This window comes from Microbacterium sp. CCNWLW41 (assembly GCF_037083505.1).
In genome coordinates this window covers 162,891-176,628 of sequence record NZ_JBAOJP010000007.1, presented here as the reverse complement: position 1 = coordinate 176,628, position 13,738 = coordinate 162,891, and the positions used below count along the sequence as shown (strand labels likewise).

9 protein-coding genes are annotated in these 13,738 nt (G+C 71.7%); 4 read left to right on the top strand and 5 right to left on the bottom strand.

Annotated features, from left to right (window positions below; all coding sequences use genetic code 11):
* Positions 1 to 18: 18 nt before the first annotated feature.
* The gene (locus tag V6R91_RS23460) at positions 19 to 1,083 is read right to left on the bottom strand and encodes an AI-2E family transporter (RefSeq protein ID WP_067243226.1); all 1,065 of its coding nucleotides are present in this window, start codon (positions 1,081 to 1,083) and stop codon (positions 19 to 21) included.
* Between the two features lie 170 nt (positions 1,084 to 1,253).
* Between V6R91_RS23460 and V6R91_RS23455 the strand changes: the two genes are divergently transcribed.
* Both V6R91_RS23455 and V6R91_RS23450 read left to right on the top strand, forming a co-directional pair.
* Positions 1,254 to 3,074, top strand: a complete 1,821-nt coding sequence (locus V6R91_RS23455) for a glycosyl transferase (RefSeq protein ID WP_336397303.1) — start codon at positions 1,254 to 1,256, stop codon at positions 3,072 to 3,074.
* The gene (locus V6R91_RS23450; protein ID WP_336397302.1) at positions 3,071 to 4,009 is read left to right on the top strand and encodes a tetratricopeptide repeat protein; all 939 of its coding nucleotides are present in this window, start codon (positions 3,071 to 3,073) and stop codon (positions 4,007 to 4,009) included. Before V6R91_RS23455 ends, V6R91_RS23450 begins: the two co-directional genes overlap by 4 nt.
* A gap of 44 nt (positions 4,010 to 4,053) precedes the next feature.
* Here the strand turns inward: V6R91_RS23450 and soxR are convergent, their stop codons facing one another.
* Positions 4,054 to 4,500 (bottom strand): redox-sensitive transcriptional activator SoxR, encoded by a 447-nt coding sequence (gene soxR, locus V6R91_RS23445; protein WP_336397459.1) that lies wholly within the window; start codon positions 4,498 to 4,500, stop codon positions 4,054 to 4,056.
* Positions 4,501 to 4,568: 68 nt separating this feature from the next.
* Between soxR and V6R91_RS23440 the strand changes: the two genes are divergently transcribed.
* The gene (locus tag V6R91_RS23440; protein ID WP_271061474.1) at positions 4,569 to 5,978 is read left to right on the top strand and encodes an MFS transporter; all 1,410 of its coding nucleotides are present in this window, start codon (positions 4,569 to 4,571) and stop codon (positions 5,976 to 5,978) included.
* Positions 5,979 to 5,981: 3 nt separating this feature from the next.
* Here the strand turns inward: V6R91_RS23440 and glgB are convergent, their stop codons facing one another.
* From glgB to glgX, 3 genes are read right to left on the bottom strand one after another with little or no spacing between them, the layout of a single operon-like run.
* Positions 5,982 to 8,177, bottom strand: a complete 2,196-nt coding sequence (gene glgB / locus V6R91_RS23435) for a 1,4-alpha-glucan branching protein GlgB (RefSeq protein ID WP_271061475.1) — start codon at positions 8,175 to 8,177, stop codon at positions 5,982 to 5,984.
* Positions 8,174 to 10,258, bottom strand: a complete 2,085-nt coding sequence (locus V6R91_RS23430; protein WP_442928174.1) for a maltotransferase domain-containing protein — start codon at positions 10,256 to 10,258, stop codon at positions 8,174 to 8,176. Before V6R91_RS23430 ends, glgB begins: the two co-directional genes overlap by 4 nt.
* Before the next feature lie 40 nt (positions 10,259 to 10,298).
* The gene (glgX, locus tag V6R91_RS23425; RefSeq protein ID WP_271061477.1) at positions 10,299 to 12,395 is read right to left on the bottom strand and encodes a glycogen debranching protein GlgX; all 2,097 of its coding nucleotides are present in this window, start codon (positions 12,393 to 12,395) and stop codon (positions 10,299 to 10,301) included.
* 114 nt (positions 12,396 to 12,509) lie between these two features.
* Between glgX and V6R91_RS23420 the strand changes: the two genes are divergently transcribed.
* Positions 12,510 to 13,691, top strand: coding sequence for a cysteine desulfurase family protein (locus V6R91_RS23420; protein WP_336397301.1), 1,182 nt, complete (start codon positions 12,510 to 12,512; stop codon positions 13,689 to 13,691).
* The last annotated feature ends 47 nt before the right edge of the window (positions 13,692 to 13,738 follow it).

Below are 13,738 nucleotides of genomic sequence, written 5' to 3'. Positions count from 1 at the left end.
CGAGCCGCATCGCGGGTGTTACCGCTCGTTCATCCGCGGGATCAGGACCTGGCGGTAGATGATCAGGATGCTCGCGGCCACCGGGATCGCGATCAGGGCGCCGAGCAGCCCCAGCAGTGCGCCGCCGGCCAAGGCCGCGATCACGACCACGGCACCGGGCACCGAGACCGCCCGGTTCATGACGCGCGGGGAGATCACGTACGCCTCGATCTGCATGTAGACGAGGTAGTACACCGCGGCGATGATCGCCGTGGTCGGATACGGCAGTCCGCCGAGCCCCGGGATGAGACAGATGAGGACGATCAGCGTGGACCCCGTGAGGGTGCCGACCAGCGGGATCAGGGAGAAGAAGAAGGCGATGACCGCGAGCACCGCGGGGAACGGTGCCTGGATGATCGACAGGAGGATGGCGCTGAGGACTCCGTTGATGACGCCCATGGTGACCTGCCCCATGACGTAGTAGCCGACGGAGGCGGTGATCTGTTCCGCGAGGTCCACGAACCGCGCTCTCTTGGAGGCGGGGACGAGCTGGTAGACGGAGCTCTTCAGCGAGGGGATCGCCGAGGTGAAGTAGATCGTCAGGATCAGCACGATGAAGGCCCCGGCGAGACCCGTCACGATCGCCGTTCCGGCCGCCACCACGCTCTCGGTGATGGATCCCCAGTTGCGCAGCAGCCAGTCCGTGGCGTTGCTGATGAGGTCGTCGAGGAAGGCCGGCTGGAGGCCGGGGAAGACCGACAGCACCCAGTCCTTGACGTCTTCCAAGGCCGTGCTCTGCAGGAAGACCGTGATCTGGCGCACCAGCTGCGTGATCTGGTCGATCAGGATCGGCAGGACCATCAGCACGATGCCGGTGAACACGCCGAGGACCGCGAGGATCGTCACGAGCACCGCGGCCCACCGGGGGACGCGGTGCCGCGTGAGGAACGTGATGGCCGGGTCGAGACCGAGACTGAGGAACAGGGCCGTGCCGACGTACAGCAGGATCGTGGACAGCGACTCGACGCTGTTGATGAGCATGATGCCCAGACCCACGCCCAGGGTCGCCACCAGGGCGGTGCGGAACGGGTTGTGGATCTTCATGCGGCTCCTCGGTCTCGGACGACCACAGCGTAGCCGCGAGCAGGGACGGAACCGGGACGCGACGCCCCAGGATCGTGCCCCTCGTGGCATCCTTTCAGGTCGTTTCGCTAGTCTGAAACGTCGAGCGGAGATCCCGGGCGTCCGCCGGCGGATCACGGAGGAGACTTTTCGTGCGTTTTGTATGGGCCGTCCTGGCCTTCGTGCTGGCTGCGGTCCTCATCGGGACCGGTATCGCGCAGCGGAGCATCTTCCTCGGCCCGAAGGACGTGACCGCGGAGCTGTCCGTCGACCAGCCTCAGCGCTACACGATGATCGACGGTGAGGTGCTCCGCTCCCACCCGGGCGAGCAGACCCTGGTGGCGCACGGCGACGGCACGATCTTCGTGGCCCAGGCGCGCACCGCCGACCTCGAGGCCTGGCTGTCCGACGTGCCCTACAACCGGATCGCCCTCGACGACGCGGGCGAGCCCGCGGCGACGGTGGTGGAGCCGGAAGAGTCGACCGATGCCGCAGCCGGTTCCGCCGACGGGCGCGACCCGGCGGGCTCGGACCTGTGGCTGGACGAGCTCACCGACGAGAACGCCGTGATCGACCGCATGCAGATCCCGGACGGCGTGAGCGTTCTCCTCGCCTCCGACGGCACGGCCGAGGCGCCGGCGGACGTGGCGGTCTCCTGGCCCCTCGACAACGCCACGCCCTGGGCAGGCCCGCTGATGGTGGCCGGTGGCGTCCTCGCGCTGCTGGGGCTGATCCTCTACATCCTCGCCGTGCGCCACTCTCGCCGGGGCAAGGGACCGCGGCGCAAGGGCCCGCCGCCGATGCCGCCGACCGAGCCGATCGAGCTCGCCCGCGGCCGGACGGGGGCCATCGACACGGGGGCGTCGTCGGACGCCTCCCGTGCCGAGCGCTCGGCGGCGCCTCGTCGCCGCGTGCGTCGGGCTGTGCTCGTGGTTCCCGCGATGGGGCTGTCCGCGGCGCTCCTGTCCGGGTGCACGCCCGACGCCTGGCCTCAGTTCACCGCCTCGCCGACGCCGACGCCCACCCCGACCGCCACGCCCGACGCGACCCAGCAGACGCCGGCCGTCACCGAGACGCAGGCGGCACGCATCCTGGAGAACCTCGCCGCGACGGTCGCAGAGGCGGACGAGAAGCGCGATGCGACGCTCGCGGCCACGCGTCTGTCGGGGGCTGCTCTGGCCGAGCGCGAGACCGCGTACACCGTGCGCGGCACCGTGGCGGACTTCGCCCTCCCGGCCACGATCCCGCCGGAGAAGGTGCGCATCCTCGTGCCCCAGGCCTACGACTCGTGGCCGCGCACGACCATGATGCTCGTCGAGCACGGTTCCGACGAGACCGTGCCGCCGCTGATCCTCACGATGACGCAGGCCGACCCGTGGTCGAACTACACGGTCGGATACGTCTCCGAGATGCAGGCCTCCGCGAAGCTCCCGGACATGGCTCCGGCCTGGCTCGGCGCGAAGCTCACGCCGCCGGACTCGCCGTTCCTCACCGTGGCCCCGGACAAGCTCGGCGAGACCTTCGCCGACGTCGTCGACAACGGGGAGAAGAGCGCCGCGTACGACCAGTTCGACGAGACCTCGCTCGCGTTCGTCAAGGCCGTGAACGACAGTCGTGCCTCGGTCACCCAGGACCTGATCGACGCCGGGGCGGAGACGACCTCGGCCGCCGCGTTCGACGCCGTCGCCGGGGATGAGGAGCCGGTCGCGATCTCCACGATCGACAGCGGCGCGATCGTCGCGGTCACGGTCGATGACATCCAGTCCGTCACGCCGACCCAGGAGGGCGTGGACATCCGGACGGCGGAGAACTCCACGACGGCGGTCCTCGCCGGCGCGGCCACCTCGGCCACCGGGTTCCGCACGACCTACAGCATGCAGCTCTTCTTCGCCGTGCCCGCTCAGGGCTCTACGTCCCCGATCACCCTGCTCGCTGCCACGCAGCAGCTGCTCTCCGTGGAGGTCATCCCGTGACCGACATCTCCGCCGCCGCACTGCGCGGCGCCGTCGACCTGTCCTCGCTGCGCAACCGTCCCGCGTCGCCGGCACCGGGGGAGGCGCCGTCCGGTGCCGCGTCCGGCACCCTCGTCGTGGACGTCACCGACGCCACCTTCGGAAGCGTCGTTGAGCTCTCGCGCGCCGTCCCGGTGGTCGTGGACCTCTGGGCGGAGTGGTGCGGCCCCTGCAAGCAGCTCAGCCCGATCCTGGAGAAGGTCGTGACGGAGCTGGCGGGGCGCCTGGTGCTCGCGAAGGTGGACGTCGACGCCAACCCGCAGCTCGCGCAGAGCTTCCGCGCCCAGTCGATCCCGATGGTCGTGGCCCTCGTCGCCGGGCAGCCCGTGCCGCTGTTCACGGGCGCGGTCCCGGAGCAGCAGGTGCGGGACGTCTTCGACCAGCTCCTCGCCCTGGCGGCGCAGAACGGCGTCACCGGATCGGTCCCCGTGGACGGCGGCGGGCGCGCGGAGGGCGAGGCGGCCGCTCCGGAGGAGCCGCCGCTGCCGCCGCTGCACCAGGCGGCCTTCGACGCGATCGAGGCGGGGGACTTCGCCGCCGCCATCGCGGCCTACGAGAAGGCGCTGGCGGAGAACCCCCGGGACGAGGACGCGCGCGCCGGGCTCGGTCAGGTCCGGCTGCTGCACCGCACGCAGGGTCTCGACCTCACCGCGGTGCGCGAGGCGGCGGCTGCCGCTCCCGGCGACGTGGACGCCCAGTTCGCGGTCGCGGACCTGGACATCGCCGGCGGACACGTCCAGGACGCCTTCGACCGGCTCCTGGACCTGTTCACGGCCGTTCAGGGGGACGACCGCGGCCGCGTCCGCGAGCGCCTCGTCGAGCTCTTCGGCCTCGTCGGGGACGCCGACGAGCGGGTGGTCTCCGCCCGCAAGCGGCTGGCGACCCTCCTGTTCTGAGCCGGCTCGCTCGAGCCGTTCCTGCTGAGCCGTCGCCCGCGGCGTCAGGCCTCGTGCTCGTCGTCGTGCTCGGCGAGCAGCCGGCGGGGGCCCGGGCCCTCGTCGGACAGCGCGTCCTCGGGATTGAGGATCCGGCATCGGCGCAGCGACAGGCAGCCGCACCCGATGCAGCCGGTCAGTTCCGCCTCCAGGCGCTCGATCTCCCGGCGACGCTCCTCGAGGTGCGCGTGCCACCGTGCCGAGATGCGCGCCCAGTCGCGCTTGCCGGGCATCCGGTCCTCGGGGAGCTCGGCGAAGACCTCGGCGATCTCGGTGAGGGGGATGCCGAGCCGTCGCGCGAACAGAAGCAGCGAGAGGCGCCGCAGCATGTGCCGCGGATACCGTCGCTGGTTGCCGGCGGTGCGCTCGGAGCGGATGAGACCCTGCTCCTCGTAGAAGCGCACGGCGGAGGTGGCGACGCCGGCCCTCGCCGCGAGGTCGCCGATGGTCATGAGGTCTGTCGGTGTGCGCACGGAGCTCCTTGACTTCAAGGACACTTGAAGTTCTACGGTAGATCACCGTGAGCACAGAAACCAGTGAAATCCCCGTCGCCGCACCGCCGGAGGTCGTCCAGGACCGCTGGCGGGACCTGTTCTCGGGCCGCCGGCTGGCCGTGTCCGCGGTCCTCGCCGGGGGCGTGGGCCTGTACGCGATGAACCTCTTCATCGCCGCGGCCCTGATGCCGTCGATCGTCCAGGACCTCGGCGGGAGCGCCTACTACGCCTGGGCCGCCACCGGGTTTCTCCTCGCGGCGGTGATCTCCTCGATGCTCGTCAGCCGCATCCTCGGGGCATGGGGAGCGGCGGCCTCCTACGCCGTCGGCTTCCTCGTCTTCGCCGCCGGCGCCGTCCTGAGCGCGCTGGCCCCGACCATGGGCCTGTTCATCGCGGGCCGGGTGATCCAGGGGCTCGGCGGAGGTCTGCTCGCAGGACTCGGGTACGCCGTGATCCGCACTGCCCTGCCGCCTGCGCTCTGGACCCGCGCGGCGGGCCTGGTCTCGGCGATGTGGGGCGTGGGCACTCTCGTCGGCCCGAGCGTCGGCGGGCTGTTCGCCGAGCTGCACGCGTGGCCGTGGGCGTTCGCGGCCCTCGCCGCCGTCGCCGTGGTCCTCGCCATCGTGAGCACCCGCGTGCTCCCGGGGCCGGACCGATCCGCCGACGCGCGGATGTCGGTCCCGTACGCGTCGCTGGTCCTGTTGACGCTCGCCGCGGCGGCGTTCAGCATGTCGTCCGTGGTCCCGGCCGGCCCCGCCGTCGGAGCGGCGCTCGGTCTCGGAGCAGTCCTCCTGGTGGTGTTCCTCGTCGTCGACGCCCGATCGGCGTCCGGTGTGCTCCCGAAGCTGACGTACCAGCGCAGGAACCCGCTGAAGTGGGTGTACCTGACGGTCGCGCTGATCTGCGCCGGCGTGATGACGGAGAACTTCATCCCGCTCTTCGGGCAGGAACTCGCGTCACTGTCGCCCCTGATGGCAGGATTCCTCGGGGCCGCTCTGTCGATCGGCTGGGTCGGTGCCCAGCTGTTCAGCGTGTCGCTCCCGGACCGGACGGTCGGAGCCGTGCTGCGCTGCGCTCCGCTCCTGCTCACCGGCGGCCTCGTGCTGTTCGGCGTGCTGCTGCGCGACGGTGCGGACATCGGCCGGGTCATCGGCTGGGCCCTGGCCCTGCTCGTGGCCGGAGCCGGGATCGGCCTCGCCTTCCCCCATCTCGGCGTCGCGGCGATGCGCAGCTCCGCGGACGCGGCGGTCGGCGCTCAGGCGGCCGCGGCGCTGTCGACCACGCAGCTGATCGCCAACACGATCGCCTCCGCGCTCGGCGGAACGTTCGTGAGCTTCGGGGCGAGCGCGCTGGGCTCGGCCCAGTGGATGGTCTTCGGGCTCGCGGCGCTGACGGCGGTGGCCATCCTCACCGCCCAGGGCGTACGGCGACGCTGACCGTCAGGTGAGCCGGCCCGCGCGCGGCAGGTGCGGGTCGCGGACGTGACGCAGCCACAGCGTCGACAGCGCCGGGAGCGTCAGCGTCGCCCGGGCTGGGCCGTCCTCACGGTCCGGGGCGTAGACCGAGCCCAGGTTCCCCGCCCCGGACCCGCCGAACTCGGCAGCGTCCGTGTTGAGCACCTCGGTCCACGTGCCGGGGACCGGCAGATCCAGCGGGACGCCGGTCCTCGTCACACCCGCGAAGTTGCTGATCACCGCGAGCTGGCCGCCGTGCGCGTCCCGGCGCACGAACGCCACGACGCTCGGATCCCACTCCGGAGCGCCGATGCGGGTGAAGGAGGTGGCGTCGTCATCGCGCTCCCACAGCGGTGCATGGGACCGGTACGTCCGGTTGAGCGCGGCCACGAACTGCTCCAGCTGCGCATGCGAGGGCTGATCCCGCAGCCACCAGTCCAGGCCCCGCGACTCGGACCACTCGGCGAGCTGCCCGAACTCCTGGCCCATGAACAGCAGGTTCTTGCCCGGATGCCCCCACATGTATCCGAGGTAGGCGCGCACGTTCGCGAGCTTCGCCGCGTGGTCGCCGGGCATCTTGGACAGGAGGCTTCCCTTCCCGTGGACGACCTCGTCGTGGCTGATCGGCAGGATGTAGTTCTCGCCGAAGGCGTAGACGAACGAGAACGTCATCTCGCCCTGGTGGTGGCCGCGATAGAGGGGGTCGCGATGGATGTACTCCAGCGAGTCGTTCATCCAGCCCATGTTCCACTTGAATCCGAATCCGAGACCGGCGTGGTCGGTCGGCGCGGTCACGCCGGGGAAGCTCGTGGACTCCTCCGCGATCATGAGGACGCCGGGGTTCCGACGGTATGCGGTCGCGTTGACCTCCTGGAGGAAGCGGATCGCCTCCAGGTTCTCCCGGCCGCCGTGCACGTTCGGCTCCCACTCGCCGTCCCGGCGCGAGTAGTCGAGATAGAGCATCGAAGCCACCGCGTCCACGCGCAGCCCGTCGGCGTGGAACTCCTCCAGCCAGTACAGCGCGTTCGCGACGAGGAAGTTGCGCACCTCGTCACGGCCGTAGTCGAAGATCAGCGTGCCCCAGTCCTGATGCTCGCCGCGTCGTGGGTCGGGGTGCTCGTAGACCGGCTCCCCGTCGAAGCGCGCCAGCGCGAAGGAGTCCTTCGGGAAGTGCCCCGGCACCCAGTCGAGGATCACGCCGATGCCGGCCTGGTGAAGCCGGTCGATCAGATAGCGCAGGTCGTCGGGCGTTCCGTACCGGCGGGTCGGCGCGTAGTAGCCGGTGACCTGATAGCCCCAGGAACCGCCGAAGGGGTGCTCGGCCACCGGCATGAGCTCCACGTGCGTGAAGCCGGTCGCCGTGACGTGCCCGATGAGCTCGTCCGCGAGCGCGCGGTAGCCCAGCCCCGGGCGCCACGAGCCCAGGTGCACCTCGTACACCGACAGGGGCTGGGCGACCGCGTGGGTGGCGGCGCGACGGGTCATCCACGCCCCGTCCTGCCAGGTGTGCGCGGACGCGGTGACCACGGATGCGGTCGCGGGCGGCTCCTCGGCGAGCTGGGCCATGGGGTCGGCCTTGAGGATCCAGTCCCCGGCGCGGGTGAGGATCTCGTACTTGTACCGCGTTCCCGGCTCCACGTCGGGGATGAACAGCTCCCAGACGCCGCTGGCGCCCATCGAGCGCATGGCGTGCAGACGGCCGTCCCAGCCGTTGTGGTCGCCCACCACGCGGACTGCTCGGGCGTGCGGAGCCCAGACCGCGAACGCCGTTCCCGGGTCGCCCTCGAAGATCCGATGGTGGGCGCCGAGCGCCTCCCACAGCCTTTCGTGCCGTCCTTCGCGGATCAGGTGCAGGTCCAGTTCGCCGACGGTCGGCGTGTGGCGGTAGGGATCGGCGACCACCCACTCCGATCCGTCCTCGTACGCGGCGGAGATCCGGTACGGCCCGACGGACCCGCGGACCCTGCCCTCCCAGATGCCGTCCCCGACGTGGGCCAGCGGCACCTCCCCGCCGTCCGAGAGCAGGACGGTGACGCTCTCCGCGAGGGGGCGAAGCGCCCGGACGACGGTGGTGAGGCGGCCGTCGGCCTCGGGCTCGGGATGCGCTCCGAGGATCGAATGCGGGTCGTGGTGGGTTCCCCCGGCCACGGACTCGCGGATGGCGGGTTCGACGGTGATCATGATCCCAGTTCCCTCACTTTCAGGATGTGGACCGGCTCGGTGAAGGCATCGAGTCGCACGTAGTCGTGATCGGTCCAGGTCCAGACGGCACCGGTCAGGAGGTCCTCGACCTCGAACGGGTCACCCGGCTCGACGCCCCAGACGCGGGTGTCGAGGTGGACGGTCGTCTGACGCACGGAGTGGGGGTCGACGTTGACGACGACGATGATCGTGTCGGCGTCTCCCGTGCCCGTGAACGCGGCATCGAGATGCTTCGAGTACACGAGGATCGCGTCGTCGTCGCTCCAGTGCACGCGGAGGTTGCGGAGCTGGCGGAGCGCCGGGTGCGCACGGCGGATCTCGTTGAGCCGGCGCAGGTGGGGTGCGAGCGAGTCGCCGGCCTCCTCGGCGCCCGCCCAGTCCCGCAGCTTGTACTCGTACTTCTCGTTGTCGACGTTCTCCTCGGACCCCGGGCGGGCGACGTTCTCGAACAGCTCGAAGCCGGCGTAGACGCCGTAGGTCGGCGCCGCCGTCGCCGCGATGGCCGCGCGGATGCGGTAGGCGGCGCGGCCGCCGAACTGGAGATACTCCGTGAGGATGTCCGGGGTGTTCACGAAGAGGTTCGGACGGAGGTAGTCCGCCGTCTCCTCGGCGAGGGAGGAGAGGAACTCCTCCAGCTCGGCCTTGGTGTTGCGCCAGGTGAAGTAGGTGTAGCTCTGCTGGAAGCCCACCGCCGCGAGCCCCCGCAGCGGCGCCGGGCGGGTGAAGGCCTCGGCCAGGAAGATCACGTCCGGGTGCTCGGCGTTGACCGTGCGAATCAGCCACTCCCAGAAGCGCAGGGGCTTGGTGTGGGGATTGTCCACCCGGAAGATCCGCACGCCCTGCGCGATCCAGTGCCGCACGATCCGCAGCACCTCGGCGCCGAGCCCGTCCCCGTCCCTGTCGAAGTTCAGCGGATAGATGTCCTGGTACTTCTTCGGCGGGTTCTCCGCGTAGGCGATGGTGCCGTCGGGGAGAGGGGTGAACCACTCCGGGTGCGCGGCCACCCAGGGGTGGTCCGGCGCGGCCTGCAGGGCGAGGTCCAGCGCCACCTCGAGACCCAGCTCCTTCGCCCTCCCCACGAAGTCCCGGAAGTCCTGGAGCGTCCCGAGGTCGGGATGCACCGCGTCGTGACCGCCCTCCGCGGATCCGACCGCCCAGGGCGATCCCGGGTCGTCGGGACCGGCGACCAGCGTGTTGTTGGGCCCCTTCCGGTGGACCCGCCCGATCGGGTGGATCGGAGGCAGGTAGACGACGTCGAACCCCATGTCGGCGACGGCGGGGAGCCGCTCGGCGGCCGTCCGGAACGTGCCGCTGCGGATCCCTCCGTTCGGAAGGCGCACCGCCCCCTCGGAGCGCGGGAAGAACTCGTACCAGGCGCCGACGCCCGCGCGGGTGCGCTCGACGAGGATCCGCTGCCAGCCGGTGACCGAGTCGAGATCCGTCAGCGGACGCTGCCGGAACACCGCGGCCAGCTCCGGGTCCGTCGCGACCGCGAGTGCCGCCTCGGCGGACCCGTCCGGCGCCGCCAGGTCCTCGGCATGAGCGGAGAGCCGGCGGCGCTCGGCGGCCGGGCGGTCCTTCTGCGCGGCGGCGCGCCGGAGCAGATCGGCGCCGAGCATGCGCACGACGGCCGCGTCCACTCCCGCCCGCAGCTTCACCTCGGCCGCGCGGGCCCACGTGGCGAACTCGTCGGCGAACGCCTCGAAACGGAAGGACCAGGGGCCGAGCTCGTCCAGGGCGACGGAGACCTCGAAGCGGTCCGTGCCGTCGTCGAGCGGCTCCAGCCGGTGCAGCGTCTCCGCGCCGTCGGGGGAGAGGAGGCGCAGGTGCACGCCGATCCGGTCGTGGCCCTCGCGGAAGGCGACGACCCGGAACGGGACGACCTCGCGGGCGAACGCCTTCGGCAGGAAGCCCCCCGGGACGCTCGGCGAGGGCGCGGCGAGCGGGATCCGCGGGGTCAGCGTGTCGGCGTCGTCCGGTTCGGGAGCGGGCCGCAGCGGGATCTGCGCGGGGCTCCGGAGAGCCTCGGGACGACGAGAGGAACCAGGACGTGGGGCCACACCCCGAACCTACCGCGGCGGGCGGTGCGGGGATAGCGGGTCACTCCGCGCGGAACAGCCGCATGGAGGTCCCGGGGATCGCGATGACCTCGCCGGGGCGGTGCTCCGTGGGATCCTCGGCAGGGCGCTCGTCCGCGCTCGACCACAGCGACACGAACCGGGTGACGCCCTCGATCTCCGGCAGGCGCACGTCGATCGGCGCTTCCGTGCCGTGGACGATCAGCAGGATCCGGTTGAACTCCTCGGTGTCCGGCGTCGAGGAGGCCACGTACTGCAGCGTCCGGTTGCGGGGGTCGTTCCACTGCTCGACCTCCATGGTGTCGCCGTCCTGGTCGTACCAGTCCATGATCGAGGCGTTGGGGATGTGCTCCCCCAGGCGCGCGTACCGGAGCGGGCGCAGCGCCGGGTTCTCCGCACGCAGGCGGGTGAGCAGCGAGACGTGGGCGAGCAGATCCTGCTGCCACGTCTCGTGCTCCCAGTTCAGCCACGTCAGCGGACCGTCCTGGCAGTACGCGTTGTTGTTGCCGCGCTGGGTGCGGCCGAACTCGTCGCCTGCGGTCAGCATCGGCACGCCGGCGGAGAGCATGAGCGTGCCGAGGAGATTCCGCATCGCCTTGCGCCGGGCCGCGAGGATGACCGGATCGTCGGTCGGCCCCTCGGCGCCGTGGTTGAACGAGCGGTTCATGTCCGCGCCGTCGTGGTTGTCCTCGCCGTTGGCCTCGTTGTGCTTGACGTCGTACGAGACCAGGTCGTGGAGCGTGAAGCCGTCGTGCGCGGTGACGAAGTTGATGCTCGCGAGCGGCCCGCGCTCCTCGCTGTAGGTGTTCGCGGAACCCGCCAGGCGATTCGCGAACCCGCCGATCCCGACGGGGGCGGAGGCGCGGCGGGCGTAGTCGATGTCGCTCAGCCAGAAGTTGCGGACCCGGTCGCGGTAGCGGTCGTTCCACTCGCTCCACCCCGGGGGGAACCCGCCGGTGTGCCAGCCGCCCATTCCGACGTCCCACGGCTCGGCGATGATCTTGGCGTCCGCGAGCACGGGGTCGGTCCGGATGGCCTGCAGAAGCGGGTGGTCCGGGGTGAACTCGTGGGCGGCGTCGCGTCCGAGCGCGACGGCGAGGTCGAAGCGGAATCCGTCCACCTGCATCTCGGTGGTCCAGTAGCGCAGCGAGTCCAGCACCAGCCGCGCGGCGGCGTCGGTCGCCGTGTTCAGCGTGTTGCCGCAGCCCGTCGTGTCGATGTACGCCCCGTCCGGCTGCTGCCGGTAGTAGGACGCGTTGTCGATTCCGCGGAGGCTGGAGCGGGGGCCGCCGATGCCCTCCTCGCTCGTGTGGTTGTAGACCACGTCGAGGATCACCTCCAGCCCGGCCTCGTGCAGGAGCCGGACCATCCCCTTGAACTCGGCCAGCACGGCCTCCGGCCCCTCCTTGCGCGACTCCTCGGTCGCGTAGGCGGCGTGCGGGGTGAAGAAGTTCAGGGTGTTGTAGCCCCAGTAGTTGGTGAGCCCGCGCTCCAGCAGGCGCGGCTCCGGGACGAACGCGTGCACCGGGAGCAGTTCGACCGTGGTCACGCCGATCGCTCGGAGGTGCTCGATCATCGCGGGATGCGCGAGGCCCGCATAGGTGCCGTGGAGCGCGGGCGGAACGCCCGGGTGCCGCTTGGTCAGCCCCTTGACGTGTCCCTCGTAGATCACCGTGCGGTCCAACGGGATGCGGGGCTTGGCCGTGCCGCCCCAGTCGAACCCGTCCGCGACGACCACCGAGCGCCATTCCGCATACCCGTCGCCCTCGGCGAGGCCGCGGGCGTACGGGTCCAGCAGCAGCGTCTCCGGGTTGAACGTGTTGCCCGGGCTGTGGGCGCCGTTGACGCGGAGCGCGTACCGGGCGCCGGGTGTCAGCAGCTCGGTCGTCACCTCCCAGACCCCGCCGGGCTTGCGCTCCAGCGGAAGCTGGGCCGTCTCCCAGTCGAGGTCGGTCTCGTCGAACACCACGAGCTCGACCGAGCCGGCGTTGCGGGACCAGACGCGGAGCGTGCCGCCGCCGTCATGCAGACGCACGCCGAGGTCGTCGAGCGCCGGACTGCACAGGGCGCATCCCTGCTCATCGGGCACGACGGGCTCGGCGGACACATGCGGACACATGGGTTCCAGAGTACGGCCATCGGCGTGTCGTCGGCGCAACTGCGTCCCAGGAACGCCGCCACCGCGTCTCAGCCGGGCGGATCCCGAACGGCACGGGGGTGCGAGAGTAGTCGTGTGCACTATCTCGACCACGCCGCGACGTCCCCGCTGCGCCCCGAGGCGGCGCAGGAGTGGATCCGGGCCTCAGCGGTCGTGGGGAACGCCTCGTCCACCCACGGCGCGGGACAGCAGGCGCGCCGGATCCTGGAGGAGTCGCGGGAGCGCCTCGCCGCGGTGCTCGACGCCGATCCGATCGAGGTGGTCTTCACCTCCGGCGGCACCGAGTCGGTCAACCTGGCGCTCCAGGGGCTCTGGAAAGGGCGTGCGGACGACCGGGATGCGGTGATCCTCCCGGACGGGGAGCATCACGCGACGCTGGACACGGTCGCCGCGCTCGCCGCGGACGGCGCCCGCGTCATCCCGGTACCCGTCGACGGGGTCGGCCGCATCCCGCTCGAGGCGTTCGCCCGTGGGCTCGCGGACGAGGGGGCGGCCTTGGCCACGGCTCTCGTCGCGAACAACGAGGTCGGCACGGTGAACGACGCGCCGGGCCTGTCTCGGGCCGCCGCGGGAGCGGGCGTCCCGCTGCATCTGGACGCGGTCGCCGCGTTCGGGCACGTCGCGGTGCCGTTCCGCGCCCTGCGCGCGGATGCGCCGGCGGGCGTCGGCCTCGTCGCCATGAGCGTCGCCGGGCACAAGATCGGAGCGCCGGTGGGCACGGGGGCGCTCGTGGTCTCGCGGACCACGCGGATCGCCCCGCTGCTGCACGGCGGCGGGCAGCAGCGCGGGCTGCGGCCGGGCACGCAGGACATCGCGGGGGCCGCGGCGCTGGCCAGGGCGGCCGAGTGCGCGGAGGAGGAACGCGAGGGGGAGGGGCGGCGACTGCGTGCCCTGCGGGAGCGCCTCGTCCACGGCGTCCTCTCCTCGGTCCCCGGCGCCGTGCTCCTCGGCGACCCGGACGGGGACGGCGACCGGCCGTCCCGGCTCCCCGGCAACGCGAACATCCTCTTCCCCGCGGCGCCGAGCGAGAGCATGCTGCTCCTGCTCGATCAGGCCGGCATCTCCGCGTCCGCGGGATCCGCCTGCCAGGCGGGAGTCGCCGAGCCGTCCCACGTCGTCCAGGCGCTCGGGCGCTCGGAGGCGGAGGCGCGGCGCGTGCTGCGGTTCAGTCTCGGGCGGACGACGGCGGACGAGGACGTCGACGCGGTGATCGCCGCGATCGGCGACGTGCATCGACGCGCCGCCGGGCACCGCTGAGCGACACTCGTCCGGCCCTCGCCTTGGCGAGCGCTCGTAGACTGGGG